This is a genomic window from Mesorhizobium sp. BE184, from assembly GCF_031457045.1.
Classification (GTDB): domain Bacteria; phylum Pseudomonadota; class Alphaproteobacteria; order Rhizobiales; family Rhizobiaceae; genus Mesorhizobium.
This window is the reverse complement of the sequence record NZ_JAVDVU010000002.1, coordinates 898,998-924,196: the sequence shown is the minus strand read 5'-3', so window position 1 is coordinate 924,196 and position 25,199 is coordinate 898,998. Positions and strand designations below refer to the sequence as shown.

27 protein-coding genes are annotated in these 25,199 nt (G+C 62.1%); 20 read left to right on the top strand and 7 right to left on the bottom strand.

What is annotated here, in order from left to right:
* Nucleotides 1-19 precede the first annotated feature (19 nt).
* The gene (locus J2X35_RS12520; protein ID WP_310185802.1) at nucleotides 20-2,038 is read left to right on the top strand and encodes a thioredoxin domain-containing protein; all 2,019 of its coding nucleotides are present in this window, start codon (nucleotides 20-22) and stop codon (nucleotides 2,036-2,038) included.
* Nucleotides 2,039-2,077: 39 nt separating this feature from the next.
* Here J2X35_RS12520 and rho read toward each other — a convergent pair whose 3' ends face one another.
* The 3 genes from rho to hemE all read right to left on the bottom strand — a co-directional run bounded on the left by rho (nucleotide 2,078) and on the right by hemE (nucleotide 5,079).
* Nucleotides 2,078-3,343 carry a transcription termination factor Rho gene (rho, locus tag J2X35_RS12515; RefSeq protein WP_310185800.1) on the bottom strand — a complete coding sequence of 422 codons (1,266 nt, stop codon included), beginning with the start codon at nucleotides 3,341-3,343 and terminating at the stop codon, nucleotides 2,078-2,080.
* A gap of 165 nt (nucleotides 3,344-3,508) precedes the next feature.
* The gene (gene hemJ / locus J2X35_RS12510; protein WP_405023222.1) at nucleotides 3,509-4,012 is read right to left on the bottom strand and encodes a protoporphyrinogen oxidase HemJ; all 504 of its coding nucleotides are present in this window, start codon (nucleotides 4,010-4,012) and stop codon (nucleotides 3,509-3,511) included.
* A 35-nt stretch (nucleotides 4,013-4,047) separates the two neighbouring features.
* Nucleotides 4,048-5,079 (bottom strand): uroporphyrinogen decarboxylase, encoded by a 1,032-nt coding sequence (gene hemE, locus J2X35_RS12505; protein ID WP_310185796.1) that lies wholly within the window; start codon nucleotides 5,077-5,079, stop codon nucleotides 4,048-4,050.
* Between the two features lie 399 nt (nucleotides 5,080-5,478).
* Between hemE and J2X35_RS12500 the strand changes: the two genes are divergently transcribed.
* The 5 genes from J2X35_RS12500 (at nucleotide 5,479) to dnaQ (ending at nucleotide 9,112) form a co-directional block, all read left to right on the top strand.
* Nucleotides 5,479-6,297, top strand: a complete 819-nt coding sequence (locus J2X35_RS12500) for a pyruvate, water dikinase regulatory protein (RefSeq protein ID WP_056113187.1) — start codon at nucleotides 5,479-5,481, stop codon at nucleotides 6,295-6,297.
* Between the two features lie 27 nt (nucleotides 6,298-6,324).
* Nucleotides 6,325-6,921 carry a Maf-like protein gene (locus tag J2X35_RS12495; RefSeq protein ID WP_310185793.1) on the top strand — a complete coding sequence of 199 codons (597 nt, stop codon included), beginning with the start codon at nucleotides 6,325-6,327 and terminating at the stop codon, nucleotides 6,919-6,921.
* Complete coding sequence (locus tag J2X35_RS12490) at nucleotides 6,914-7,756, top strand: shikimate dehydrogenase (protein WP_310185790.1); 843 nt, start codon at nucleotides 6,914-6,916, stop codon at nucleotides 7,754-7,756. The genes J2X35_RS12495 and J2X35_RS12490 overlap by 8 nt, the downstream gene beginning before the upstream one ends.
* Nucleotides 7,753-8,343: a dephospho-CoA kinase gene (coaE, locus tag J2X35_RS12485; RefSeq protein ID WP_310185787.1), complete on the top strand. Its 591-nt coding sequence runs from the start codon at nucleotides 7,753-7,755 to the stop codon at nucleotides 8,341-8,343. The genes J2X35_RS12490 and coaE overlap by 4 nt, the downstream gene beginning before the upstream one ends.
* Before the next feature lie 64 nt (nucleotides 8,344-8,407).
* Nucleotides 8,408-9,112 carry a DNA polymerase III subunit epsilon gene (gene dnaQ, locus J2X35_RS12480; RefSeq protein ID WP_056113197.1) on the top strand — a complete coding sequence of 235 codons (705 nt, stop codon included), beginning with the start codon at nucleotides 8,408-8,410 and terminating at the stop codon, nucleotides 9,110-9,112.
* Between the two features lie 60 nt (nucleotides 9,113-9,172).
* Here dnaQ and secB read toward each other — a convergent pair whose 3' ends face one another.
* Nucleotides 9,173-9,670, bottom strand: a complete 498-nt coding sequence (secB, locus tag J2X35_RS12475; RefSeq protein ID WP_056113199.1) for a protein-export chaperone SecB — start codon at nucleotides 9,668-9,670, stop codon at nucleotides 9,173-9,175.
* A 111-nt stretch (nucleotides 9,671-9,781) separates the two neighbouring features.
* Entirely contained in the window at nucleotides 9,782-10,279 is a 498-nt protein-coding gene (locus tag J2X35_RS12470) for an FxsA family protein (RefSeq protein WP_310185785.1), read from the bottom strand.
* A gap of 199 nt (nucleotides 10,280-10,478) precedes the next feature.
* On the opposite strand from J2X35_RS12470, the gene J2X35_RS12465 reads away from it, so the two are divergent.
* The 4 genes from J2X35_RS12465 to J2X35_RS12450 are packed head-to-tail and all read left to right on the top strand — an operon-like array spanning nucleotide 10,479 to nucleotide 13,193.
* On the top strand, nucleotides 10,479-11,177 hold the full coding sequence (locus J2X35_RS12465; RefSeq protein ID WP_056113204.1) for a Tim44/TimA family putative adaptor protein: 699 nt from the start codon (nucleotides 10,479-10,481) through the stop codon (nucleotides 11,175-11,177).
* A gap of 17 nt (nucleotides 11,178-11,194) precedes the next feature.
* Nucleotides 11,195-12,301, top strand: a complete 1,107-nt coding sequence (locus J2X35_RS12460; protein ID WP_310186147.1) for a murein transglycosylase A — start codon at nucleotides 11,195-11,197, stop codon at nucleotides 12,299-12,301.
* A complete protein-coding gene (locus J2X35_RS12455; RefSeq protein WP_056113207.1) occupies nucleotides 12,298-12,834 on the top strand; it encodes a Smr/MutS family protein in 537 nt (178 codons plus the stop codon). Before J2X35_RS12460 ends, J2X35_RS12455 begins: the two co-directional genes overlap by 4 nt.
* A complete protein-coding gene (locus J2X35_RS12450; RefSeq protein WP_310185782.1) occupies nucleotides 12,831-13,193 on the top strand; it encodes a helix-turn-helix transcriptional regulator in 363 nt (120 codons plus the stop codon). The genes J2X35_RS12455 and J2X35_RS12450 overlap by 4 nt, the downstream gene beginning before the upstream one ends.
* 6 nt (nucleotides 13,194-13,199) lie before the next feature.
* On the opposite strand, the gene J2X35_RS12445 is transcribed toward J2X35_RS12450, so the two are convergent.
* Nucleotides 13,200-13,808 carry a TetR/AcrR family transcriptional regulator gene (locus J2X35_RS12445; RefSeq protein ID WP_310185779.1) on the bottom strand — a complete coding sequence of 203 codons (609 nt, stop codon included), beginning with the start codon at nucleotides 13,806-13,808 and terminating at the stop codon, nucleotides 13,200-13,202.
* A gap of 78 nt (nucleotides 13,809-13,886) precedes the next feature.
* On the opposite strand from J2X35_RS12445, the gene J2X35_RS12440 reads away from it, so the two are divergent.
* Nucleotides 13,887-15,587, top strand: coding sequence for an MFS transporter (locus J2X35_RS12440; RefSeq protein ID WP_310185777.1), 1,701 nt, complete (start codon nucleotides 13,887-13,889; stop codon nucleotides 15,585-15,587).
* A 23-nt stretch (nucleotides 15,588-15,610) separates the two neighbouring features.
* Here the strand turns inward: J2X35_RS12440 and J2X35_RS12435 are convergent, their stop codons facing one another.
* Nucleotides 15,611-17,200, bottom strand: a complete 1,590-nt coding sequence (locus J2X35_RS12435; RefSeq protein WP_310185774.1) for a peptide chain release factor 3 — start codon at nucleotides 17,198-17,200, stop codon at nucleotides 15,611-15,613.
* Between the two features lie 237 nt (nucleotides 17,201-17,437).
* Here J2X35_RS12435 and iolC point away from each other — a divergent pair, with 237 nt between their 5' ends.
* The 9 genes from iolC to J2X35_RS12390 all read left to right on the top strand — a co-directional run bounded on the left by iolC (nucleotide 17,438) and on the right by J2X35_RS12390 (nucleotide 25,198).
* Entirely contained in the window at nucleotides 17,438-18,433 is a 996-nt protein-coding gene (iolC, locus tag J2X35_RS12430) for a 5-dehydro-2-deoxygluconokinase (RefSeq protein ID WP_310185771.1), read from the top strand.
* 130 nt (nucleotides 18,434-18,563) lie between these two features.
* A complete protein-coding gene (gene dut / locus J2X35_RS12425) occupies nucleotides 18,564-19,049 on the top strand; it encodes a dUTP diphosphatase (RefSeq protein WP_310185769.1) in 486 nt (161 codons plus the stop codon).
* Between the two features lie 3 nt (nucleotides 19,050-19,052).
* Complete coding sequence (locus tag J2X35_RS12420) at nucleotides 19,053-19,715, top strand: HAD family phosphatase (protein WP_310185766.1); 663 nt, start codon at nucleotides 19,053-19,055, stop codon at nucleotides 19,713-19,715.
* 115 nt (nucleotides 19,716-19,830) lie between these two features.
* Nucleotides 19,831-20,631 carry an isocitrate lyase/phosphoenolpyruvate mutase family protein gene (locus J2X35_RS12415; RefSeq protein ID WP_310185763.1) on the top strand — a complete coding sequence of 267 codons (801 nt, stop codon included), beginning with the start codon at nucleotides 19,831-19,833 and terminating at the stop codon, nucleotides 20,629-20,631.
* 101 nt (nucleotides 20,632-20,732) lie between these two features.
* Nucleotides 20,733-21,725 carry an adenosine kinase gene (locus tag J2X35_RS12410; RefSeq protein WP_310185760.1) on the top strand — a complete coding sequence of 331 codons (993 nt, stop codon included), beginning with the start codon at nucleotides 20,733-20,735 and terminating at the stop codon, nucleotides 21,723-21,725.
* A gap of 84 nt (nucleotides 21,726-21,809) precedes the next feature.
* Entirely contained in the window at nucleotides 21,810-22,394 is a 585-nt protein-coding gene (locus tag J2X35_RS12405; protein ID WP_310185757.1) for a histidine phosphatase family protein, read from the top strand.
* Between the two features lie 166 nt (nucleotides 22,395-22,560).
* Nucleotides 22,561-23,376, top strand: coding sequence for an ABC transporter ATP-binding protein (locus J2X35_RS12400; protein WP_310185754.1), 816 nt, complete (start codon nucleotides 22,561-22,563; stop codon nucleotides 23,374-23,376).
* Complete coding sequence (locus tag J2X35_RS12395) at nucleotides 23,373-24,143, top strand: ABC transporter permease (protein WP_056113239.1); 771 nt, start codon at nucleotides 23,373-23,375, stop codon at nucleotides 24,141-24,143. Before J2X35_RS12400 ends, J2X35_RS12395 begins: the two co-directional genes overlap by 4 nt.
* 26 nt (nucleotides 24,144-24,169) lie before the next feature.
* Entirely contained in the window at nucleotides 24,170-25,198 is a 1,029-nt protein-coding gene (locus tag J2X35_RS12390; RefSeq protein ID WP_310185751.1) for an ABC transporter substrate-binding protein, read from the top strand.
* Nucleotide 25,199 lies beyond the last annotated feature (1 nt).

The following is a 25,199-nucleotide window of genomic DNA, read 5'->3' as shown; positions in this document are numbered from 1 at the left end:
AGTCTCTAGGGATGCCGACATGAACCAGCCGCCACATAATCTGCTCGACAAGGAAGCCAGCCCGTATCTGCGACAGCACGCCGGCAATCCCGTTCATTGGCGGGGCTGGTCGGCAGCCTCCCTGGCGGAAGCGCAGGCGCTGGACCGGCCAATTCTTCTGTCGATCGGCTACGCCGCTTGCCACTGGTGTCATGTCATGGCGCACGAAAGCTTCGAAAGCCAGGAAACCGCCGCCCTAATGAACCGTCTCTTCGTCAATATCAAGGTGGACAGGGAGGAGCGGCCCGATATCGACCAGATCTACATGGCTGCCTTGTCGGCTATGGGAGAGCAGGGCGGTTGGCCGCTTACCATGTTTCTGACGCCGGAGGGCAAGCCATTCTGGGGCGGGACTTATTTTCCGCCAGAGCCCCGATATGGGCGCCCTTCCTTTGGGCAAGTCCTCGAGGCCATCGCCAAGAGCTGGAACGAGAAGAAGGACGATCTGACAAACAGCGCCCACGCCTTGTCCAGCCATGTCGAGGCTCAGCTCTCGAGCACCGCGAGCAAAATCGGACTCGATCCCGATCAGCTCCCGACGCTGGCAGGCAGGATCGGGCAAATGATGGATCCCGAACTGGGCGGCATGCGCGGCGCCCCGAAATTCCCCAACGCACCGTTCATGCATAGCCTTTGGCTGTCGTGGATCGGGACGGGAAATGCCGGACATCGCGATCTCGTACTACTCAGTCTCGAACGTATGCTCGCTGGCGGCATTTACGATCATGCTGGAGGCGGCCTTAGCCGATACTCGACGGACGAGCGCTGGCTGGTGCCTCATTTCGAGAAAATGCTCTATGACAACGCCCAGTTGCTCCGTCTGTGCAATTGGGCGCTGGGCGAAACGGCAAACGATTTGTTCCGGATACGAATCGAAGAAACCATCGCGTGGCTTCTGCGTGAAATGTCTTCATCGGGCGACGGTTTCACGGCCAGCTATGACGCCGACAGCCAAGGTGAGGAAGGGCTATTCTACACGTGGAAGAAAGAAGACATCGACGAAGCGCTCGGGGCCTATTCCTCCTTGTTTTACAATTACTTCTCGCTGGAGAAGCCCCCCGGTTGGGAGGGCGATCCAATTCTGTTCCAGACCAGCGGGCAACAGAGTGCAAGCATCGTCGATGCTCAAAAAGCGGCCGGCCTGAAGGAAGGGCTACTTGCTGCCCGCGCGCGCCGTCCCATGCCCGGTCGGGATGACAAGGTCCTGACCGATTGGAACGGCCTGGCGATCGCCGCCCTTGCTGAATGCGGTCGTTCTCTGGGCCGGGCCCAATGGATAGAACGGGCAGGGAAAGCGTTTGTATCGATACTGGAGTCCTCGCAGGAAGGCAGGCTTCCCCATTCACAGCTTGACCGACAGGCGCTGTTTCCAGCGCTGTCGAGTGACTATGCGGCGATGACCAGTGCGGCGGTGGCCCTGTTCGAAGCGACGTCGGACCGACGATTCCTGAACCATGCCCAGCATTTCATGGAAATGCTCGACCGCTGGCATTTCGATACTGACAGGACAGGCTACTATCTGACGGCTTCCGACTGCGCCGATGTGCCGCTTCGCGTCCGCGGCGACATTGACGAGGCGATCCCGTCCGCCACCGCCCAGATCATCGAGGCCTTGCAGAAGCTGGCGATGGCAACTGGCGATATGAAGCTGCAGGAGAAAGCCATTGTCGTAGCCGAACACGCTTTCGGCCGGGCTTCACGCCAGACCTATGGACAGGTCGGCATCGTCAATGCCTGTGCGGTGGTCATCGAACCGATGAAACTGATCCTCGTCGATGATCCGGACAACCCGGCACTTGTTACGGTAGCGAATCGACACCCGGACCCCAGGCGCGTCGATATCGTTCTGCCTTTGAGCGCAAATGGCGGCGAGGCAACGCTGCCAGACGGAACCCGCCCCGCCACAGACAGGCCTGCGGCCTATCTGTGCATCGGCCAGTTGTGTCATCCGCCGATATGGGATGCGACCGACCTGCAAGCCAGGCTCAGGAAGCGCTGATACCCGGCGCCCCGAGCCACGCGATCGAGAATCAGGCCGTCAGGTATTCATGGAATCGAAGAAGTCGCTGTTGGTCTTGGTCTGCTTGAGCTTGTCGATCAGAAATTCGATGGCGTCGGTCGTGCCCATCGGGGCGAGAATGCGCCGCAGCACAAAAATCTTCTGCAAGTCGGCGCGTGGCACCAGCAGGTCTTCCTTACGCGTTCCGGATTTGAGGATATCCATCGCGGGATAAATCCGCTTGTCGGCCACCTTGCGGTCGAGCTGGATTTCGCAGTTGCCGGTGCCCTTGAACTCTTCGAAGATGACCTCGTCCATGCGGCTGCCGGTATCGATCAGCGCCGTCGCGATGATCGTCAGCGAGCCGCCTTCTTCGATGTTGCGCGCGGCGCCGAAGAAACGCTTCGGCCGCTGCAGGGCATTGGCATCGACACCGCCGGTCAGCACCTTGCCGGACGACGGCACGACAGTGTTGTAGGCACGGCCAAGACGCGTGATCGAATCGAGCAGGATGACAACGTCACGGCCATGCTCAACCAGGCGCTTGGCCTTTTCGATCACCATTTCAGCGACCTGCACGTGGCGAACAGCCGGCTCGTCAAAGGTCGAGGAGATCACCTCGCCCTTCACCGACCGCTGCATGTCTGTGACTTCCTCAGGCCGTTCGTCGATCAGCAGCACGATCAAATAGCATTCAGGATGATTGGCGGTGATCGAGTGCGCGATGTTTTGCATCAGCACCGTCTTGCCGGTACGCGGCTGCGCGTTGATCAACGCGCGCTGGCCCTTGCCGATCGGCGCAACCAGGTCGATCACACGCGGCGAGATGTCCTTACCGGTCGGATTGTCCACTTCCATCCGTAGCCGCTGGGTCGGATAAAGCGGCGTCAGGTTGTCGAAATGGATCTTGTGGCGGATCTTTTCCGGATCGTCGAAATTGATCGTGTTGACCTTGAGTAGCGCGAAATAGCGTTCCCCCTCCTTCGGGCTGCGGATCGGTCCTTCAACAGTATCGCCGGTCTTCAGCGAGAAGCGGCGGATCTGCGACGGCGAAATATAGATGTCGTCGGGACCCGGCAGATAGTTCGCGTTGGCTGATCGCAGAAATCCGAACCCGTCCTGCAGAACTTCAACAACGCCTTCGCCGATGATCTCGATATCCTGTCCGGCCAGCTTTTTCAGGATAGCGAACATCAGCTCCTGCTTGCGCATGACGCTGGCGTTTTCGACCTCGAGCGATTCGGCATAGGCGATCAGCTCAGGTGGCTTCTTGTTCTTGAACTCTGAGAGTTTCATTTCCTGCATGGATAGACTCTGAATGTGCGTCAGGGGAAAATTTTCGGCTGTATGCGAAAGTGCCGGGCGCGGCCGAAAGCAATGAAAAGCGGCGGCGCATGGCGGGAGGAAGACCCGTCTTTTATCGTCGCTCCAGCCAAAGAGCAAGCGGCCTTTTGGCGTTGGCGAAGGTGTTCAGAAAGGCTTCACGATCACCAGGATCACAATGGCGATCATCAGCAATGTGGGTATTTCGTTGACGATACGCCAGTGTCTCGCCGGCTTTTCGTTGCGGTCTTCGGCAAACTTGCGCACGGCGCCGGAAAGATAGCCGTGGACGCCGGACATCAGGACGACCGCCGCGATCTTGGCATGCAGCCAGCCGCCCTGGAAACCGAAGCCTTTCCAGGCAAGCCATAGGCCGAAAGTCCAGGTCACGATCATGGCTGGATTGATGATGCCGCGCAGCAGCCGGCGCTCCATCACCTTGAAGGTCTCGGACTGGACAGAACCTGCCTCCGCCGCCGTATGGTAGACGAACAGGCGCGGCAGATAGAGCATGCCGGCCATCCAGGAAATGACGGCAATGACGTGGATCGCCTTGGCCCAGAGATAGAAACCGTCCGGCGCGAAAAGAAACAGCAACCCCGCTAGCACGACGAAAATAGCGATTGCCATTGCCGCCCTACGTAGCGCCATCTTTCCACTGCCCGTTTCCGTCGCTCCCGGCGTGGTCATCGCTTCGCCTCCCGCACCAGCCGCACCATTTCCTCGACATGCGGGATCGGCGTCTCCGGCGTGATGCCGTGGCCGAGATTGAAGATCAGCGGCCCACCGCCGAGTTTCCCGAGGATGGCATCGACGCCCTCGGCAAGCGCCGGGCCGCCGGCCACGAGCCGCAGCGGATCGAGATTGCCCTGCACGGCGCCGCCAGCCTGTAATTGCCGCGCCTGTTCCAACGGCACGGTCCAGTCCAGTCCCAGACCATTCACCCCGGTCTCGCCGCGATACCCGGCATAGTTGGCGCCGGCGCCCTTCGGAAAACCGATGATCGGAACATCGGGATAAACCTCGCGCACCCTGCTGACGATTTTCGCTACGGGCGCGACACAAAATGTCCGGAACGATGCCTCATCGAGAACCCCTGACCAGGAATCGAAAATCTGCAAGGCATCGGCTCCTGCCTCAACCTGGCGGATCAGATAAGCCGCCGATTGCTCCGCAAGGATGTCCAGCAGGCTCCGGAAAGCCGCAGGCTCCCGGTAAGCGAACAGCCGAGCCGGAGCCTGGTCCGGCGTTCCATGGCCGGCGATCATGTAGGTCGCGACCGTCCAGGGCGCCCCACAAAACCCGATCAGCGTGGTTTCCCGTGGCAGGGAGGTGCGAAGACGACGGACCGTTTCATAGACCGGCTCCAGATTCACGTGAAACGTTTCCGTCTTCAGCAAGCCGATCTCAGCCGCCGTGATCGGCGTCAGCACCGGCCCGCGGCCCTCCTCGAACCGAAGGTCCCGACCGAGCGCATGCGGCACGACGAGGATGTCTGAAAACAGGATCGAGGCATCGAAGCCGAAGCGCTTGATCGGCTGCAAGGTCACTTCCACGGCGAAATCGGGATCGTAGCAAAGATCCAGGAAGGAGCCGGCGCGCTTCCGCGTCGCTCTGTATTCGGGAAGATAGCGTCCGGCCTGCCGCATCATCCAGAGCGGAGGCGGAAATACCGCCTCGCCTCGCAGTACCTTCAGGACGGTCCGGTTCTCACTCATGTCTTCGTCCTCAAGAGCCCTTCTAAAAAATAAAGAAAAGAGAAAAGAAGGTATTCTGATTCTAAGAGTCTGTTTGTAGCGGGAATACGCACCTGTCCATTGCCACGGTCAAAAAGGCCATCTGCCACGGTGTCGCGGACAACAATCCGGATCGTTGAGAATATCGGGGACGATCCAGATTCCCCTTTTGGATTCAAAAGCCTGCGAGGCCGCCATGCCGCGGTTGCCTGTGGGTCGAAAAAGCCCCTATATCTTCGTCCACGCTTTTGTCCCCAGCCCTCCGGCGGAGCTGACAGCACATCGAATTGTGGATAATCGCCCACTTGATACAGTCGCCTCCGACACGCCTATCCGCTGCCCCGACTTATTCACAGTAACCCACAAGGCCTCAAGGATATCGTGAACAAACCGCAAAGCTTCTTCCATTTGCACCTGATCTCTGATGCGACCGGCGAAACCCTGCTGGCGGCCGGCCGTGCGGCGGCGGCGCAGTACAAGGACGCCCGCGCCATCGAACATATCTATCCGCTGATCCGTAATGAGAAGCAGCTGATGAAGGTGTTCGACGACATCGAGGAGGAGCCTGGCATCGTGCTCTATACGATGGTCGATCAGAACCTCTCCCGCATGATTGATGAACGCTGCGGAGCGATGGGCCTGCCCTATGTCTCAGTGCTCGAGCCTGTGCTGACCGTCTTCCAGTCTTATCTCGGAACGCCGGCGGGCCGGCGGGTCGGCGCCCAGCATGTCCTCGACGCCGATTACTTCCGCCGCATCGATGCGCTCAATTTCACCATGGAGCATGACGATGGGCAGCTTTCCGACGATCTTGATGAAGCCGACATCGTGCTCATCGGCATTTCCCGAACGTCGAAGACGCCAACCAGCATCTATCTCGCCAACCGCGGAATAAAGACGGCCAACATCCCGATCGTTCTTGGCGTACCGATGCCAGACAGTCTGGCCAAGGCGACGAGGCCGCTGATCGTCGGGCTGGTGGCGACGGCCGAGCGCATATCGCAGGTCAGGCAGAATCGCGTGCTCGGAAATGCCGGCTATGATGCCGCCAACTATACGGACCGTTCCAACATAAGCGAGGAACTGGTCTATGCGCGGCAGATCTGCAGCCGCCATGGCTGGCCGATGCTCGATGTGAGCCGCAGGTCGATCGAGGAAACGGCCGCGGCAATCGTTGCCCTGCGCGGCAAGACGCGTTAGGTCCGCCGTTCAGAAGGAGTGGTTGCGATGGAAAAGATCGTTCTTGCCTCCGGCAGTCAGTTCCGCAAGGCGATCCTGATGAACGCCGGTCTCGATATCGAAATCGTTCCGGCGCAAATCGATGAGCGGGCAGCCGAAGCTCCCTTGCAGGAAAGCGGCGCTTCGCCCGAGGACGTGGCCCTGATCCTGGCCGAGGCGAAAGCCGTCGAAGTCAGCACACGAAAGCCCGGCGCATTGGTGCTCGGCTGCGACCAGACAATGTCTCTCGGTGACGAGGTTTTTCACAAGCCTGCCGACATGGAGGGAGCGCGGCGCCATCTCCTCAAACTCTCCGGCAAGACGCATCATTTGAACAGCGCCGCGGTTCTGGTGCGCGACGGCGAAGTCCTGTGGCGCCATGTCGGCACCGCCAGCCTGACCATGCGCAACCTCGATCCGGCGTTCATCGGCCGGCATCTGGCTCGGGTCGGGCCGAAGGCCCTGCTGAGCGTCGGCGCCTATCAGATCGAAGGCGAAGGCATCCAGCTTTTCGAAAAGATAGAGGGCGACTATTTCACCATTGTCGGCGTGCCTCTGCTCGCCACGCTTGCCGAACTTCGCCGGCTCGGGGCCATCGATGGCTGAGACTGGCGGCAAGGCCTTTGTCGTTGGCCACCCGATCAAGCATTCCCGCTCGCCGATAATCCACGGCCATTGGCTGAAGCAATATGGCATTGCCGGCAGCTACGAGGCGATCGACGTGGCGCCGGAAGATTTTTCTGCCTTCGTCCAGTCGCTCGCGGCGAACGGGTTCAGGGGCGGCAATATCACCATTCCGCATAAGGAAGCGGCCTTCAAGGCCGTCGCCCGGCGCGACGAATCGGCCGAGGCGATAGGGGCGGTCAACACGTTCTGGCTGGAAGACGGCAGGCTCTGCGGCGGCAACACCGACGCTTATGGGTTCGCCGCCAATCTCGATGCTTACAGTCCCGGCTGGGCACGCAACGGTCCGGCGGTGGTGCTCGGGGCCGGCGGCGCCGCGCGCGCGGTGATCCACGCACTCAAGCAACGCGGTGCGGGCGATATCCGCATCGTCAACCGCACAGTGGCGCGAGCCGCGGAACTGCGCGACAGATTCGGCATCGGCATATCGGCCCACTCGCCAGCTCAAACCGGCGAGCTGCTTGAGGATGCAGGGCTGCTGGTCAACACGACATCGCTCGGCATGGAAGGTAGCGCCGAGCTGCAGGTTGACTCGACGCTGCTGCCGAGCCACGCCATCGTGACCGACATCGTCTACGCGCCGCTGGAAACGCCTCTGCTGGCTGCTGCCCGCCAAAATGGCCTGAAGACGGTGGATGGCCTCGGCATGTTGCTGCACCAGGCGGTGCCGGGCTTCGAGCGCTGGTTTGGCCATCGGCCCGAAGTGACGGCGGAATTGCGGGCGCTGATCGTCGCCGATCTGGACCGTGTAAAATGATCGTGCTCGGCCTGACCGGTTCCATCGGCATGGGAAAGTCCACCACGGCGAAGATGTTTGCCAAGGCAGGGGTGCCGGTTCACGATTCCGACGAGACAGTGCATCGGCTTTATGCGGGCAAGGCCGTGCCACTGATCGAGGCGGCGTTTCCCGGTGTTGCTTCCGATGGCGCCATCGACCGAACGGAATTGTCGCACCGGGTTCTTGGCAATGCGGCAGCGTTGAAGCGGCTGGAAGAGATCATTCATCCACTGGTACGCGCTGACGCCGATGCGTTTGTCGCCGGCCACCGCAAGGCTGGCGCGCCTCTCATTGTATTGGATATTCCGCTTCTGTTCGAGACCGGCGGAGAAAGCCGCGTCGACAGGATCGCCGTGGTGTCGGCGCCGGCGGAGATCCAGAGGCGGCGTGTAATGGCGCGGCCGGGGATGACGGCGCAGAAGTTCGAAGCCATCCTGGCGCGGCAGGTTCAGGATGCGGACAAAAGGGCAAAGGCCGATTTCGTCATCGACACCGGCCACGGGCTGAGGGCAGCCCGCGCGCAGGTCGAAAAAATCATCGCCAGCCTGACAGGGGAAAAGACCTGATCGCCCTCCGGCCGAACTTGCACCTGGTTGCCACAGCCGCCATCTTTGGCTCCGGAGCGATTCGATGCGTGAGATAATCTTCGATACTGAAACCACCGGCCTTGATGCGCGCGAAGACCGTGTCATCGAGCTTGGTTGTATCGAACTGGTCAACCGCTTCCCGACGGGCCGCACGTTTCATCACTACATCAATCCGCAGGGGCGCTCGATCAATGTCGAAGCCCAGGCCGTGCACGGCATCAGCGCAGCGGATCTCGTCGGCAAGCCGAGCTTTGCCGATATTGCCGAGGAATTCCTTGTCTTCATCGATGGCGCCAAGCTGATCGCGCACAATGCCGGCTTCGACATGGCGTTCATCAATGCGGAGTTCGGGCGGCTTGGCCATCCGGCCGTCGGCCAGGAGCGTGTCATCGACACGCTGGCGTTGGCCCGCCGCCGGCATCCCATGGGTCCCAATTCGCTGGATGCGTTGTGCCGACGCTATGGCATCGACAACAGCCACCGCACAAAGCACGGTGCGCTTCTCGATTCCGAGCTCCTGGCCGAGGTCTATATCGAGCTGATCGGCGGCAAGCAGGCCGCGCTCGTTCTCGACGCGGTCGTCGTGACGAAACAGGGCAACGATGCGGCCGAAATGATCGACATCACCATCGGCATGCGGCCGGCGCCGCTGCCTCCGCGCCTGACCGATGCAGAACGGGCGGCGCATGCGGGGCTGGTGGCTGAGCTCGGTGACAAAGCCATCTGGCTGAAAGTGCCCGCCAATTGAAAAATCCGGCGCGAGGCCGGATCTTTCTGGACAATCACGATTGCCGAATGCTGAGGCCGGTCAGCTGACCTTGACCTTGGAGGCGGCCTGGTCTTCGGCGATCTTCTGCTGGAACATTTGCGCGAAATCGATCGGGTCGAGCATCAGTGGCGGGAAGCCGCCATTGCGCGTGGCTTCCGCTATGATCTGGCGGGCGAACGGGAAAAGCAGCCGCGGGCATTCGATGAACAGGAGCGGCAGCATGTGCTCCTGCGGGAAGCCGCTGATGCTGAATACACCGCCATAGACCAGCTCGACGTTGAATAGCACTTCCTTGTCGTAGGCAGCCTTCGCGGTGAGCGTCAGATTGACATCGAACTGCTTGTCGGAAAGCGGATTGGCGTTGACGTTGACGTTGATCGCAATGCCTGGCGCCTTCTCGCGGCCGCGCAGGGAATTCGGGGCTCCTGGGCTCTCGAAGGACAAATCCTTGACGTACTGGGTGAGTACGTTGAGCGTCGGCTGCGTGCCGTTGCCATTGGTGGCGGCGCCTGTCGGCGCTTCGTTGTTATCGGCCATGAGCCTGTTCCTCGTGAAGCTTGCGGGTGGAATGCAGCCGATCGGCTAAGGTCGGCGGAAGCGGGCGTTCGCTATCATGCCCGGCGCGGCAAGACAAGGTTGAGGCCTTCCTCAGTCGTCGGCGGTTTTGTCGTCCTTCAGTCGCCGCCAGGGCGAACTGGGGTCAGGCCGGCGCGAATAATCGTCGCTGTCCAGATCAATGACCTTCTCCTTGCGGCGCTGCGAAAAGCCGCCGCCGCTGAAATTCGCCACGATGGAGACGCGGTTCTTCAGAAAACGCCAGGCGAAATCGCGGACGGCGGGAATGAACAGAAGGATGCCGAGAATATCGCTGATGAAGCCCGGTACGATGAGCAGCATCGCGGCGATCAGCACGATCAGGCCATGGGCAAGTTGCCTGCCCGGGTTGCGGCCGGCATCCATTTCGGCGCGTACGCGCGACATGACGCCAAATCCCTGTTGCCGCAGCAGGAAGGTGCCGACCAGCGCAGAAAGCAGCACCAGGCCTACCGTGGCAAGAACGCCGATCTCGCGTCCGACCACGACGAAGCCGGCGATCTCCAGGATCGGAAGGGCGAGAACGAGGAGGGGGAGGAACGAAATGCGCAAATCGTGCCGAATCCGCTTCTTGGCCTGTTCCGTGGCCGGCGCTCATCGCCTGGCCGCTATCGGATGGGGCGGGATGCCTTAAATAGGAACGCCCACCATCCATTTGAATGATTGCGCTGCACGTTCTATATGCTTTGATGATTGGGCGCTATGCGGAGCATGGCCGTAACCAGCCCGACAGGATCGATTGGCAAACCATATGGCATTCTTCGACTTCGGTACGATTTTCTTCCTGGTCGCGGCGGTTGTCATCTTCCTGCAACTGCGCAATGTGCTTGGCCGCCGCACCGGCAACGAACGGAAGCCTTTCGATCCCTATACGGCAAGCCGGACCAAGGAAGCTGCGCAAGGACCCGACAATGTGGTTTCACTGCCGCGCAAGCGTGCTGCCGGAGAGCCTCCGGTAGAGGTCTATGCTGGGATCGACGCATTCGCCAAGCCGGACGGCGATCTTAACAAGGGTCTGCGCGCGATCAAGGACGCCGATGCGTCCTTCGAGCCCAAGACCTTTGTCGATGGCGCGAAAATGGCCTACGAGATGATCGTCATGGCTTATGCCGATGGTGATCGCAAAACGCTGAAGAACCTGCTTTCGCGCGAAGTCTATGACGGCTTCGTCGCAGCGATCACCGAACGCGAGTCAAAATCCGAAAAAGTTCAATCGTCCTTCGTCGGTATTGACAAGGCCGACATCGTTTCCGCCGAAATGAAGGGTGGCGAGGCGCATGTGACCTTGCGCATCGTCAGCGAACTCATCTCGGCCACCCGCGACAAGGCCGGCGCGGTCATCGACGGCGATCCGGAAACCGTCGCCGAGGTCAAGGACGTGTGGACCTTCTCTCGCGATACGCGCTCGCGCGACCCCAACTGGAAGCTGGTCGCGACCGAAGAAGAATGAGCCAGGGCGACGCTGCCGTGTCGCTTTCGCCGCTCTTCGCTCAAAAAACTTTCGCGGATTTGCCCGGCTGGGATGGCGACGACCATCTGGCCGCCTTTGCCGCATTTCGGCGCTCAGCCTTTCATGTGTCGGAAAAACCCTACAGGACAGGGTCGCTTGGCATCGACTTCGCCGCCTTCCAGCCGGCCTATGCCGAGGCGCGGAGTTCTGTTCCCACCCATGCGAACACCGCGCGTGCTTTCTTCGAACAGCACTTCACGCCTTTCCGTGTCAGCCCCGAAACCGGCGCTTCGGGCCTCGTCACAGGCTTCTACGAACCGGAAGTAATGGCCTCGCCGGTCCGAACCGGTGAATTCAACGTGCCGTTGCTGTCGCGGCCGGTCGATCTGGAAGATCTGGACGACGAGAACAGGCCTGCGGCAATGGATCCCTATTTTGCGTTTGGACGCCGGACGTCCGGGGGACTGACGGAGTATTTTGACCGTGGCGAGATCGAACGCGGCGCCCTGAGCGGCGAGAATCTCGAACTGGCCTGGCTGGCCGACAAGGTCGATGCCTTTTTCATCCATGTGCAGGGCGCCGCGCGGCTCCGCATGACCGACGGCAGCCTGCGCCGCATCACCTATGCGGCCAAATCCGGGCATCGTTTTACCGGTGCCGGGAAGGTTCTCGCCGACCTGGGTGAAATTCCGCTCGCCGAAGTGACGATGCAATCCATCCGCGCCTGGTTCAAAAAGCACCCGCACCGGGTCGATGAGATCCTGTGGCGGAACCGCTCCTACATTTTCTTTCGCGAAGCACCGGTTGCCGATCTCGATCTGGGTCCGGTCGCGGCGGCGAAAGTGCCGCTGACGCCGGGCCGTTCGGTGGCCGTGGACAGGCTTCTCCATACATTCGGCACGCCTTTCCATATCCACGCGCCGTCGCTGACGGCGTTCGGTGATGACGGATTCCACCGGCTGATGGTCGCCCAGGATACCGGCTCGGCGATCGTTGGTGCTGCCCGCGGCGATCTGTTCGCCGGTTCGGGCGATGCGGCGGGCGAAATCGCTGGCGTCATCCGCCATGCAGCCGATTTTTACGCTTTGGTTCCAAAAGCTCTCGTTTCGGAACCGAATCGATGAAGCGGCCGGTGGCAAATCCACTAAGCGACGAAGATCGCGTTCTGTGGAACCTGGTCGCTCGCACGGCAATGCCACTGAAGGGCCGTCTCGCGGTCGAGATTCCGGATATGTCCCTTCCGGACAGCAAGGCCGGGGAAACCGGGACATCCCGCGAAGCTCCGTCCGTAACTGCGGCAACCAAGCCGAAATCCCAGACGGTCGTGCAGCGGCTTGACGAACCGACCCTGGACAAGCTTGCAAAGGGCAGGCTGCCGATTGAAGGCCGGGTCGATCTGCATGGGCTGCGGCAGGATGAGGCATACAGCCTGCTTCATTCCTTCCTGTTGCGCGCGCAAGCAGGCGGCGTGCGTTATGTGCTGGTGATCACCGGCAAGGGATCGTCGTCCGGGGGTGACGGCGTGCTGCGGCGCTCGGTGCCGGCCTGGCTGTCGACGCCGGCTTTTCGAACCGTCGTTTCCAGCCATGATCATGCCGCCCGTCACCATGGCGGCGGCGGCGCGCTCTATGTGCGGCTGCGCAAGACGAAGCCATGACTCCGCTAGGTGAAAAAATCCGTGCGCTTCGGCGTCAGCGCGGCGTTAGCCGGAAAGATATGGCCAGCGCCATCGGCGTCAGCGCCGCCTACCTTTCGGCGCTGGAGCATGGCCGGCGCGGTGCGCCGAACTGGACCATGGTCCAGAAAATCATAGGCTATTTCAACATCATCTGGGATGAGGCGGACGAATTCGAGCGCTTGGCGGACAGCTCCCATCCCCGCGTCCGCCTCGATACATCCGGCCTTTCGCCCGCCGCGACTGAGCTCGCCAACCTTCTGGCGGGAAACATTGCCAACATGGATGAGATCGACATCGCCCGAATAACCGCCGCTGTCCGCGAGGCGCTGGGCAAGTAGCCGGAATTATGATCCTGCTTCCAGATGCGCTTTGAGCATCTGCCGGAGCTCGTCCACGACACCGTCCCTCAATCGTTTCTCGCCGGTCAGCGCCAGCGGTATGCGCATGAGCTGCGGCACGATGACGGCGATTCGCTCAGCCTGCTCGGGGTTCAGCGCCGGCTCGGCCCTGGCGAACAAAGCTGAAATCTGGTTACGGCGGCGGATGCGGATCGCGCGTCGCCAGCTTGCGTCGCCCGGCAGGTCGAGCATGGCGGAATAGGCCGGATGGGTTTTAAGAAAATCGCCCAGCAAGGCAAACAGTGCATCGGCGATGGCGGCCGGCGCATGACCGACCATGCGTTCGCTCAAACAGTCGAGCTGTGAGGAGATTTCCTCGGCCTGCTCCCGCAGAATCGCCTCGGCCAGCGCTTCCTTAGTCGGAAAAAACAGATAGAGCGTGCCGATGGCCGCGCAGGCGTTCGCGGCCACCTCGGTCATGGTCGTCGCTTCAAAGCCCTTTTCGGCGAACAGTTCCGCGGCGCTGGCCATCAGCGCGGCGACACGAAGGCGGCCGCGCTCCTGCTGGGGCCGGCGCGGCTTCAGGGCTTTAGCACTTGCTTTTTCCGAGGCCATCCTCATATACCAAACCTGAGATAACCCTCATATAAGACGCCGGCGGCTGCCGCGCCATAGATTTCGAAAGCGTGTTCCATGAATTCCGCACATGCCGAGCGCCCGCAGAACCACAAATGGATGGTTTTGAGCAACACTACCTTGGGCATGTTGGCCGCGGCAATCAATAGTTCTATCCTGCTGATCAGCCTGCCGGCGGTGTTTCGCGGCATCGGTCTGAAGGCGCTCGATCCCGGCAACATCAATTACCTGCTCTGGGCGATCATCGGCTATATGATCGCCACGGCGGTTCTGGTCGTGGCGTTTGGCAGGCTGGGCGACCAGTTCGGCCGCGCCCGCATGTATAATCTCGGCTTCGCCATCTTCACGGCTGCCTCGATCGCGCTCAGCCTGCTGCCGGGGCAGGGCGATTTCGCCGCCTCTTATCTGGTCACGGTTCGTATCATACAGGGCATTGGCGGCGCGCTCATCATGGCGAACGCGACCGCGCTCTTGACGGATGCCTTTCCCCAGAACGAGCGTGGCTTCGCGCTCGGCATCAATGTCGTGGCGGCGATCGGCGGCCAGTTCATCGGCTTGCTGATCGGTGGCCTGCTGGCCGACGCCAACTGGCGGCTGGTGTTCTGGATCAACGTGCCGTTCGGCCTCGTCGGGACGATCTGGGCCTATATGAAACTGAACGACGCGCCGAACCGGCGCAGCCACACCATCGACTGGCTCGGCAATATCAGCTTCGGCCTCGGCCTGGTGCTGATTTTGACAGCCATCACCTACGGCCTGCAGCCCTATGGCGAGCAGGTGATGGCATGGACCAGCCCGAAGGTGCTGTCGTTCTTCGCCATCGGCATCCTGTCGCTCATCGCCTTTGTCGTCGTGGAAAGCCGCGTCGCCAAGCCGATGCTCGACCTCAAGCTGTTTCGCATTCCAGGCTTCGCCTGGGGCAATCTTGCCAATCTTTCCTCAGGTATTGCCCGTGGCGGCTTGCAGTTCATGCTCATCGTCTGGCTGCAGGGCATCTGGCTGCCGCTGCACGGCTATTCGTTCGAGGAAACCCCGCTGTGGTCGGCCATCTTCATGCTGCCGCTGACAGTCGGCTTCCTGCTGGCGGGTCCGCTTTCCGGCTACTTTTCGGACCGCGTCGGCGGCGTGCCGTTCTCGGTCGGCGGCATGGTTGCCGGCGCCATCTCCTTCCTCGCGCTGATGGAACTGCCGGCCAACTTCTCCTATACCGCCTTCGCCGCGCTGCTGTTCCTCAACGGCCTCGGTTCCGGCCTGTTCGTGGCGCCGAACTCCACGCAGATCATGAACTCGGTGCCAGCGTCCGAGCGAGGCCAGGCTTCCGGCATGCGCGCCACCACCACCAATGCCGGGCAGGTTCTGTCGATCGGCCTGTTCTTCTCGCTTATGTTGGTCGGGCTTGCCTCTTCGCTGCCGGCGGCAATGGAAAGCGGGCTATTGGCGCAGCATGTGCCGCTGGCAGTGGCGCATCAGGTGGCGAACATGCCGCCGGTCGCCAGCCTGTTTGCCGCCTTCCTCGGTTACAACCCGATGGGCGAGCTCATCCCAGTCGACGTGCTGCACGCGCTGCCGCCGCAGAACGTCGCGACGCTGACCGGCAACGAGTTCTTCCCCGGCCTGATGGCAGAACCGTTCAAGCACGGACTGGTCTTCGCCTTCACCTTCTCGGCGATCCTCTATCTGCTCGCCGCCTTCGCCTCATGGCGCGGCGGGAAAAAGGCGGATGCGCCGGCTATGGCCGAAGCGGTCGCCGGGGAGTGACTCCGAAACGGCAGGGATAGCCCTTACGCCGCTTCGCGCACCTGATAGTCCTTCACGGCCGTGAAACGGATGGCTTTCCAGCGCTCGGCCTCATAATTCAGCGAGAATTCGTGCTGCGCGAGATAGACCGGATCGTTGTCGAGGTCCCGGGCAATGTCGCCACGATGCGCTTCGATGAAGCGGTGCAGCTCGGCCCGGTCGTCGGCATCGATCCAGCGGCAGACCGAAAAGCGCGACATCTCGAAATCGACCGGCAGCGTGTATTCGAAATTGAGCCGCTCCTTCAGCACGTCAAGCTGCAGCGCGCCGACCACACCGACGATGGCCGGCGAGCCGTCTTCCGGCGAGAAAAGCTGCACCACGCCCTCTTCCGCCATCTGCTGCAAGGCTTCCTTCAATTTCTTCGCCTTCATCGCGTCGCCCAGCCGCACGCGACGCAGGATTTCCGGTGCGAAGTTGGGTACGCCGCGGAACAGGATCTCCTCGCCCTCGGTCAGCGTGTCGCCGATGCGCAGCGTGCCGTGGTTCGGAATGCCGACCACGTCGCCGGCGAAAGCCTCGTCGGCGGTGATGCGCGAGCGGGCGAAGAAGAACTGCGGGGCCGACAGGCTCATCGGCTTGCCGGTGCGCACCAGCTTGGCTTTCATGCCGCGCTGGAGCGTACCGGAGCAGACGCGCACGAAGGCGATACGGTCGCGGTGGTTGGGGTCCATGTTGGCCTGGATCTTGAAAACGAACGAAGTCATCTTCGGCTCGGTCGCTTCCACCTTGCGCATGTCCGCCTCCTGCGCGCGGGGCGGCGGTGCCCAGTCGCCCAATGCTTCGATCAGGTCGCGGACGCCAAAGTTGCGCAGCGCCGAGCCGAAGAAGACCGGGGTCAGATGGCCCTCGCGGAACGCCCCCAGGTCGAAGGGCCGGCAGGCTTCGCGGGCAAGTTCAAGTTCCTCGATGAAGGCCGCGCGCTCATTCTCCGGCAAGAGCCCGGCAACGCGGTTGGAGTCCGGTCCGTTGACCTTGGTGCGCTCGGTTTCGGCGTCACCACGCCGAACCGCGTTCTCGGCCAGGTGATAGGTGCCGGAAAAACTCTTGCCCCGGCCGATCGGCCAGGTGATAGGCGCGGTGTCGAGCGCCAGCTTCTGCTCGATTTCGTCCAGGATTTCGAAGGTGTCGCGCGCCTCCCGGTCCATCTTGTTGACGAAGGTGATGATGGGGATGTCGCGCAGCCGGCAGACTTCGAACAGTTTCAGCGTGCGCGGCTCGATGCCCTTGGCGGCGTCGATTACCATGACCGCGCTATCGACCGCAGACAGCGTTCTGTAAGTGTCGTCTGCGAAATCCTCGTGGCCGGGTGTGTCGAGCAGGTTGAAGACGTTGTCGCCATATTCGAACGTCATCACCGACGTGACGACCGAAATGCCGCGCTCGCGCTCGATCTTCATCCAGTCCGAACGGGTCTGGATGCGGTCCTTCTTCGCCTTGACCTCACCGGCGAGTTGGATGGCGCCGCCGAACAGCAGCAGTTTTTCGGTCAGCGTCGTCTTGCCGGCGTCCGGGTGCGCGATGATCGCGAAGGTGCGGCGGCGGGCGACCGCCTGTTCGATGCTTTCGGTCATGATTGGAAAATCCGTCTGGTGCGCGGGCTTCTAGCAGTGACACGTCAGGCTGTCGAACGGAAATGAGGGTCAAACGCGGGCCTGGGCATGCCGATTCGCGATGCATTGACAGTCTTGCCGCCCGTGACCATTGTGCGGCGCGATGGCTTCCAGGGACTTTTCCAGAGCAGCATACAGCCGACCGGATGGTGGCCTCCTTTCCATAGCGCGGATTCCGCATTGGCTGGGAATTCGGCCGTGACGACGGCGGTGGACCGTATTAGGGGCGGCCGTTTCCTGGTCCTTGGGCGGGCCGGAATGGATCTCTATGCCGATCCTCCCGGCACTCTTGTCGAGGATGCGAGCAATTTCACGCCATGCCTCGGCGGATCGTCCGCGAACATTGCCGTCGCGCTGACCCGCCATGGGTTGAAAAGCACGCTTCTCACATCTGTTTCGGACGATGCCGTTGGCGGTTTCTGCCTCAACCAGCTCCAGCGCTACGGAGTCTCGACCGACCGCATCCGCCGCGTTGGCGGTCCGGCGCGCAATTCGCTAGCGCTGGCGGAAAGCCGTTTGGTAGATGCCCGCTGGGTGGTCTACCGCAAGGACGCCGCCGATCTCGACATGACGGCGGCCGATGTCGAGCGGCTGGATTTCTCAAGCTTCGATGCGCTCGTCGTCGCCGGTCTGGTTCTGGCGACCGAACCATCGCGAAGCGCCTCCTTGAGGGCGGTCGAGCTTTCCCGGCAAGCGGGCGTCTGCGTCGTGTTCGACATCGACTACCGAGCTTTCGCGTGGGCCTCGCCGCAGGAGGCCAGCGCCGTCTGCGCGCAGGTAGCCGCGCTTTCCGATATCGTGGTCGGCAATGAGGAGGAATTCGAAGTCCTGTCGGGCTTCGATTCGAACGGCTTCGCAGCCGCGTCTCGCCTTGCTGCGACAACTGCGGAGATCGTCGTCTACAAGATGGGCGATGCGGGTGCCATAACCCTGCATGGCAGCCAGCAGGAACGGACCGGAATATTCCCCGTCGAAGCCGTCAAGCCAATGGGTGCGGGCGACGCTTTTCTGGGCAGCTTCCTGGCGGCATTGGCGGATGGACGGTCGGTTCGCGAATGCGTCATACGCGGGTCAGCCGCCGCTGCCATCGTGGTGACGAAGGTCGGCTGCGCGCCCGCCATGCCGACCACCGGGCAGCTCGACGATTTTCTTGCCGCGAACGGCGCGCCAACAGAGTTTGTAGCTGTCGCCTGATCCGGCCCGTTTTTGAGCCTGCCACGTCTTTTGCAAACTGGCCGGAACGGCAACGTTCCTGTGCAAAAAGAACGCGTCGATGGCCATGGCCGTTGACCGTTTTGATGGCGAGGCGAATAGGATGATGCCCATGCCAAATCTCGCCTATAGCCACTCCGTACTCGGCCCGGCCGTCGGAATCGTGCGCCTGCCGCATAGCGAAGGTTTGCCACTTCCGGCCTATGAGAGTTCCGGCGCCGCCGGCATGGATTTGCGCGCCGCCGTACCGGAAGACCGGCCGATGCTTATCCTGCCGGGCAAGCGTGCGCTGGTCCCGACCGGCCTGGTCATGGAAATCCCCGAGGGGATGGAAGGTCAGGTCCGCCCCCGTTCCGGGCTGGCGCTGAAGCACGGCATCACCTGCCTCAACACGCCGGGCACCATCGACAGCGACTATCGCGGCGAGGTGAAGGTCCTCCTCATCAATCTCGGCGATGAGGATTTTGTGGTGACGCGGGGAATGCGCATCGCCCAGATCGTCTTTGCACAGGTCACCCAGGCCAGCATCGAAGAACGCAGCCTCGCTGGGGGCACGGTTCGCGGCGCGGCGGGCTTCGGCTCCACCGGGACGGCCTGACGATTGTCCAGCCAACCACCCAAGCTTGTGATCTTCGACTGCGATGGCGTGCTCGTCGATACCGAGAACCTGGCCAACCGCCGATTGTCGGACTGGCTGAACGAGGCCGGATTTTCCACGACCTTCGAATATTGCCGCAAGGTCTTCACCGGCCGCAGCATGGTCTCTGTCCAGAAGGAAATCGAGGAAGGCGGCATCATGCTTGGCGCCGATTTCGTCGAACGCTGGAATGCCGGCCTGCCGGATTTGTTCGCCGGCGGCGTGACGGCCATACCCCATGTCCGCGAATTCATCGACACGGTGCGCACGGCCGGCATCCCTTACTGCGTCGCCTCATCGGCTCGCGTCTCCAAGATGCACATCACGCTCGGCGCAACCGGCCTGCTGCCGCTGTTCGAGCACGCCATGTTCTCGGCCACCATGGTCAGCCGGGGGAAACCCTTCCCCGATCTGTTCCTCCATGCCGCCAAGACCATGGGCGTTGCGCCGGAAAGCTGCATTGTCGTCGAAGACAGCGTTGCCGGGACGCAAGCCGGCATCGCCGCCGGCATGCGGGTCTTTTCCTATCATGGCGACCCGCATTCCGATCCGGATGGGCTTGAGGCGGCGGGCGGCGTCCTGTTTGACGACATGCGCGATCTGGCTGGGCTTGCTGGCCTCAGTTAGCGGACGATTCCGCTCCGGTTATGGAAAAATCCCTGCTACAGCGGCATCCGTTGCTCGCCGCGCAACGCCCGGCTATGAAATAGGCGGGGTTTTCGTTCATCGCGGGGTGACACGGATGGGGACGGGCAGCTTTTTTCGCCAACTTCACGACAACATTTTCGTCATGCCCAATCCGTGGGACATCGGCACGGCCAAGCTGCTCGCCTCGTTCGGCTTCAAGGCCCTGGCCACCACCAGTGCCGGTTTCGCCTTTTCGCGCGGCCTGCCCGACGGCGGTGTCGGCTTCGACATGATGATCCAGCATTGCCGCGAGCTGGCGAATGCGACCGACCTGCCGGTCTCCGCCGATCTCGAAAAGGGCAAGGGCGACAGCGCCGGAAGCGCCGCTGAAACGATCTTCGCCGCGGAGGCCGCGGGTCTGGCCGGCTGCTCGATCGAGGACCACACGGGCGACACTTCCCAGCCGATCTACGATTTCTCCCAGGCCGTCGAACGTGTCGCCGCCGCGGCGGAAGCGGCGCGGGCGCTGAAGCGCGACTTCGTCTTCACCGCGCGCTGCGAAAACTTCCTCTGGAACAGGCCCGATCTGGACGAGACCATTAAGCGTCTGCAGGCTTTCGAGAAGGCGGGCGCCGATGTACTCTACGCCCCCGGCCTACCGGATATGGAGGCGGTGCGCCTCGTCTGCTCGGCGGTGCGGAAGCCGGTCAACGTCATGGCCCGACCCGGACTGACCGTCGCGGCGCTCGCGGAGGCCGGCGTCAAGCGGGTGTCGCTTGGCCCGTGGCTGACCGAATTTGCTTTCGGCATGCTCGAAACGGCTTCCCGCGAGATATTGCAGGACGGCACATTCGGCTTTGCCCGCGCCGCCATGCCATTCTCCAAGCTTCAGGGCCTCTTCACGCCGAAGCCATGACGCCGCCGCCGGGATTGCCGCGGCGGGCTTGCAAATGTGCCACAACCGGCTAGAACGCGCCCGGCCCGCGTTTCATGCCGGGCAACGGCATGGAGACGCTTATGAGCCAGTATGACGTGCTTTGCATTGGCAATGCCATTGTCGACATCATCGCCCAGTGCGAGGAAACGTTCCTGGCCGAAAACGGCATCATCAAGGGCGCCATGAACCTGATCGATACGGACCGCGCGGAGCTGCTCTACAGCCGCATGGGGCCGGCGATCGAAGCGTCCGGCGGCTCGGCCGGCAATACCGCCGCAGGCATCGCCTCGTTCGGCGGCAGGGCGGCATTCTTTGGCAAGGTCTCCAGCGACGCGCTGGGCGAAATCTATGCGCACGACATCCGCGCCCAGGGCGTCGCCTTCGATACCAGGCCGCTGGGCGGCACGCCGCCGACGGCACGCTCGATGATCTTCGTCACGCCCGACGGCGAACGCTCGATGAACACCTATCTCGGCGCCTGTGTCGAACTCGGGCCGGAGGACGTTGAGCCGGAAAAGGCGAGCGGCGCCAAGGTCACCTATTTCGAGGGCTATCTGTGGGACCCGTCGCGCGCCAAGGAGGCGATCCGCCAGACCGCCGCGCTGGCGCATGGCGCCGGCCGTGAAGTTTCGATGACCCTGTCAGACTCTTTCTGCGTCGATCGCTATCGCGACGAGTTCCTCGACCTGATGCGTTCGGGCACCGTCGACATCGTCTTCGCCAACTCGCATGAGATCAAATCGCTTTACCAGACGGCGTCCTTTGACGAGGCGCTGGCCGCCATTCGCAAGGATTGCCGCATCGCCGCCGTCACCCGCTCCGAAAAGGGCTCTGTCATCGTGCGGGGCGATGAAACCCAGATCATAGAGGCGACCAAAATCCGCGAACTGGTGGATACCACAGGCGCCGGCGACCTTTACGCCGCCGGTTTTCTCTACGGCTACACGACAGGCCGCAGCCTCAAGGATTGCGGCGATCTGGGCTCGCTGGCCGCCGGGCTGGTGATCCAGCAGATCGGCCCGCGCCCGCGCCAGAACCTGCGCCAGGAAGCCGAGCAGGCTGGACTTATCTGACAGGCGGATTGGCCACTATCTGCAGCCTTTTCCAGCGGCTTGGCGCCGGGCTAGGATGCTGTGGGAACAGCTAGAGGAGTCCGCATGGCAGGCAAATTCCCTGAAATCTACCTGGTTCGCCACGGCGAGACCGAATGGAGCGCGACCGGCAAGCACACCGGCCGCAGCGACGTTCCGCTGACCGCCGCCGGCGAGGATGCAGCCCGGTCGCTGGCCGAAAGGCTTCGGGCCCACGCATTCTCGACCGTCTGGTCCAGCCCGTCCAGCCGCGCCTGGCAGACCTGCGTTCTATCCGGCTACGGCGGCAACGCGGTGAAGAAGGACGACCTGCAGGAATGGGACTATGGCGATTATGAAGGCCTGACCACCAAGCAGATAACGGCCGAGCGGCCGGGCTGGAGCCTCTACAGCGATGGCTGCCCCGGCGGTGAAAGCGTGGCGGAGGCAGGCAAGCGCGCCAACCGCGTCGTTGCCGCGCTGAGGCGCCTGGAAGGCACGACGCTGATCTTTTCCTCTTCGCATTTCCTGCGCACGCTGGCGTCCTGCTGGCTTGGCCTTGGCCCCGAAGGCGGCCGGCACTTCGTGCTCGACACGGCCAGCGTCAGCATCCTTGGTTACGAGCATGACATGACCGAGCCGGTCATTCGCCGCTGGAACCAGCGTGGCTAGTTCGGCAATGCGCCCGGCAGCACTTCTTGCGCGATAATCGTCAAATCAGACTTATAGACCAAGTTCGCGCCGCCTTTGGCCCTAGCAATACTTGACCGAAAACGCTTTGGTGTGTCCTAACGACAGACGCGCCCGACGAGGCGCCGTCAGGGAGGAATGACGAAGGATGACGGATCGGGTTCAGGCCGTTCGCCTGAAGCAAGTAAGCATCGCGTTCGATCTCAAGGACCGTGGCCGTTTCGAAGCCGTCGCGGCAACGGATCTGGCGGTGGGCGAGGGCGAGTTCCTGTCGATCGTCGGTCCTACCGGTTGTGGCAAGTCGACCTTGCTCAATGCGGCCGCCGGGCTCTTGCAGCCGTCTACGGGTACGGTCGAAATATTCGGCCAGGAATTGAAGGGCATCAACCGCCAGGCCGGCTACCTGTTCCAGCAGGATTCGCTCATGCCGTGGAAGACCGTGATCGAGAACGTCGCCATCGGCCTGGAAATCGCCGGTACGAAGAGATCCGAAGCGAGACGGATGGGCATGGAGTGGCTGGAGCGCGTTGGCCTTGCCGCCTTTGCTGATCGGTACCCGCAGATGCTCTCGGGCGGCCAGCGCAAACGCGTCGGCCTTGCCCAGGTCCTGATCCGCAACCCCAGGCTTCTTCTGATGGACGAGCCGTTCGGTCCCCTTGATGCCCAGACGCGGCTGATCATGGGTGATCTGCTGTTGAAACTGTGGTCGGAGAACCGCAAGGCGGTGATGTTCGTCACCCACGATCTCGACGAAGCCATCGCGCTCTCCGACCGCGTCGTCATCATGTCCGCCGGGCCGCGCTCATCGATCATCGGCGACTTCCCCATTCCGCTGGAACGACCGCGCGCCGTCGCCGACATCAGGCACGATCCGCGGTTCAACCGGCTGCACAAGGAAATCTGGGACGCGCTGCGCCAGGAGGTCCTGAGGGCTTATGGGCAGACCGGGGAGGACAGCCGATGAAAAAGGCGGTGCTTCTTTGCCTGCAGGTTCTTGTCGCGGTGGTTATCATCGCGGTCTGGCAGCTTGCCTCGACCACCACACTGTTCGGCAACCCCAAGACCATCGAGTTCTTCTTCGCCGATCCGTTCAGCGTCATGAAGCGTATCGTCCAGTGGTTCGTCGATGGCTCGATCTGGTACCATCTCGGCATCACCCTGTCGGAATCGCTGCTCGCCTTCGTGCTCGGCTCGCTGGGCGGTGTCTTCTTCGGCTTCTGGTTCGCACGGCGGCCGCTGCTGGCGGCGGTGTTCGATCCCTACGTCAAGGCGGCCAACGCGCTGCCGCGCGTCGTGCTGGCGCCGATCTTCGCGCTCTGGTTCGGCCTCGGCATCTGGTCGAAAGTCGCGCTCGGCATCACGCTGGTGTTCTTCATCGTCTTCTTCAACGTCTATCAGGGCGTCAAGGAAGTCAGCCGGCCGGTGCTCGACAATGCCCGCATGCTCGGCATGAGCGAGCGCCAGCTGCTGCGCCATGTCTATGTCCCCTCGGCGCTCTCCTGGATGTTCTCCAGCCTGCACACTTCGGTCGGTTTCGCCGTGGTCGGCGCGGTGGTCGGGGAATATCTCGGCTCGGCGGCGGGCCTCGGCTATCTCATCCAGCAGGCTGAAGGCGTCTTCGATGTCGTCGGCGTCTTTGCCGGCATGTTCGTGCTGATGGCCTTCGTGCTGATCGTCGACTGGCTGGTGACGCTGGTCGAACAACGCCTGCTGGCCTGGCGGGCGCAATAATTCAAACTGGAAAGTGGAGGAAACACATGAAACGCAGAACATTCCTGATCGGCAGCGCCGGTCTGGCCGTCGGGGCCTCAGCCGGACTGATGCCGAGCTTCGCGCAGGACGCCAAGCCGGAGAAACCCGCGCTGACGCTCGGCGTCGGCGGCAAGCCGCTGCTCTACTACCTGCCGCTGACGATCGCCGAGCGCAAGGGCTTCTTCAAGGAGGAAGGCCTGGATGTAACGATCAACGATTTCGCCGGCGGCTCCAAGTCGCTGCAGGCGCTGGTCGGCGGTTCGGTGGACGTCGTCACCGGAGCCTACGAGCATACGATCCGCATGCAGGACAAGGGCCAGGACATCACCGCGGTCTGCGATCTCGGCCGCTTCCCCGGCATCGTCATCGCGGTGCGCAAGAACCTCGAAGGCGAGGTAAAATCCGTCGCTGACCTGAAGGGCCGCAAGATCGGGGTCACCGCTCCCGGCTCGTCGACAGCCCTGATGCTGCAATATGCGCTGCTGAAAAACGGCCTCAAGGCTGAGGACGCCTCGATCATCGGCATTGGCGGCGGCGCCGGTGCTGTAGCCGCGATGAAGAGCGGTGAAATCGACGGCATCTCCAACCTTGATCCGGTGATCGCGCAGCTCGAATTCGAGGGCGACATCAAGGTGCTGCTCGACACCCGCACCGAGGCCGGCACGCGCGAACTGTTCGGCGGCCCGAACCCTGCCGCGACGGTCTATCTCAAGCGCGAGTTCGCCGAGGCCAATCCTGTGACGACGCAGCGCCTGGTCAATGCGTTCATGAAATCGCTGAAATGGATTGGCCAGGCCAGCCCTGCCGATATCGCCGATACGGTGCCGCAGGAATATCTGCTCGGCAACCGTGACCTCTATATGCAAGCGGTCAAGAACTCGAAGGAGATGTATTCTCCGGACGGGATGGTGACCAAGGAAGGCTATGATTCGATGATGGGCGTTTTGAAAACGCTCGATCCCGATCTGGCCAATGCCGACGTCGCCTACGAAAAGACTTTCGATCCGAAATTCGTTCAGGCCGCTAAGACCTGAT

Excerpts from the sequence above, each read along its gene's own strand:
- J2X35_RS12520 (WP_310185802.1), top strand. The coding sequence starts at position 20 with ATGAACCAGCCGCCACATAATCTGCTCGACAAGGAAGCCAGCCCGTAT.
- rho (WP_310185800.1), bottom strand. The coding sequence starts at position 3,343 with ATGCAGGAAATGAAACTCTCAGAGTTCAAGAACAAGAAGCCACCTGAG.
- hemJ (WP_405023222.1), bottom strand. The coding sequence starts at position 4,012 with ATGGCGCTACGTAGGGCGGCAATGGCAATCGCTATTTTCGTCGTGCTA.
- hemE (WP_310185796.1), bottom strand. The coding sequence starts at position 5,079 with ATGAGTGAGAACCGGACCGTCCTGAAGGTACTGCGAGGCGAGGCGGTA.
- J2X35_RS12495 (WP_310185793.1), top strand. The coding sequence starts at position 6,325 with ATGGAAAAGATCGTTCTTGCCTCCGGCAGTCAGTTCCGCAAGGCGATC.
- J2X35_RS12490 (WP_310185790.1), top strand. The coding sequence starts at position 6,914 with ATGGCTGAGACTGGCGGCAAGGCCTTTGTCGTTGGCCACCCGATCAAG.
- coaE (WP_310185787.1), top strand. The coding sequence starts at position 7,753 with ATGATCGTGCTCGGCCTGACCGGTTCCATCGGCATGGGAAAGTCCACC.
- dnaQ (WP_056113197.1), top strand. The coding sequence starts at position 8,408 with ATGCGTGAGATAATCTTCGATACTGAAACCACCGGCCTTGATGCGCGC.
- secB (WP_056113199.1), bottom strand. The coding sequence starts at position 9,670 with ATGGCCGATAACAACGAAGCGCCGACAGGCGCCGCCACCAATGGCAAC.
- J2X35_RS12465 (WP_056113204.1), top strand. The coding sequence starts at position 10,479 with ATGGCATTCTTCGACTTCGGTACGATTTTCTTCCTGGTCGCGGCGGTT.
- J2X35_RS12455 (WP_056113207.1), top strand. The coding sequence starts at position 12,298 with ATGAAGCGGCCGGTGGCAAATCCACTAAGCGACGAAGATCGCGTTCTG.
- J2X35_RS12450 (WP_310185782.1), top strand. The coding sequence starts at position 12,831 with ATGACTCCGCTAGGTGAAAAAATCCGTGCGCTTCGGCGTCAGCGCGGC.
- J2X35_RS12445 (WP_310185779.1), bottom strand. The coding sequence starts at position 13,808 with ATGGCCTCGGAAAAAGCAAGTGCTAAAGCCCTGAAGCCGCGCCGGCCC.
- J2X35_RS12440 (WP_310185777.1), top strand. The coding sequence starts at position 13,887 with ATGAATTCCGCACATGCCGAGCGCCCGCAGAACCACAAATGGATGGTT.
- J2X35_RS12435 (WP_310185774.1), bottom strand. The coding sequence starts at position 17,200 with ATGACCGAAAGCATCGAACAGGCGGTCGCCCGCCGCCGCACCTTCGCG.
- dut (WP_310185769.1), top strand. The coding sequence starts at position 18,564 with ATGCCAAATCTCGCCTATAGCCACTCCGTACTCGGCCCGGCCGTCGGA.
- J2X35_RS12415 (WP_310185763.1), top strand. The coding sequence starts at position 19,831 with ATGGGGACGGGCAGCTTTTTTCGCCAACTTCACGACAACATTTTCGTC.
- J2X35_RS12410 (WP_310185760.1), top strand. The coding sequence starts at position 20,733 with ATGAGCCAGTATGACGTGCTTTGCATTGGCAATGCCATTGTCGACATC.
- J2X35_RS12405 (WP_310185757.1), top strand. The coding sequence starts at position 21,810 with ATGGCAGGCAAATTCCCTGAAATCTACCTGGTTCGCCACGGCGAGACC.
- J2X35_RS12400 (WP_310185754.1), top strand. The coding sequence starts at position 22,561 with ATGACGGATCGGGTTCAGGCCGTTCGCCTGAAGCAAGTAAGCATCGCG.
- J2X35_RS12395 (WP_056113239.1), top strand. The coding sequence starts at position 23,373 with ATGAAAAAGGCGGTGCTTCTTTGCCTGCAGGTTCTTGTCGCGGTGGTT.
- J2X35_RS12390 (WP_310185751.1), top strand. The coding sequence starts at position 24,170 with ATGAAACGCAGAACATTCCTGATCGGCAGCGCCGGTCTGGCCGTCGGG.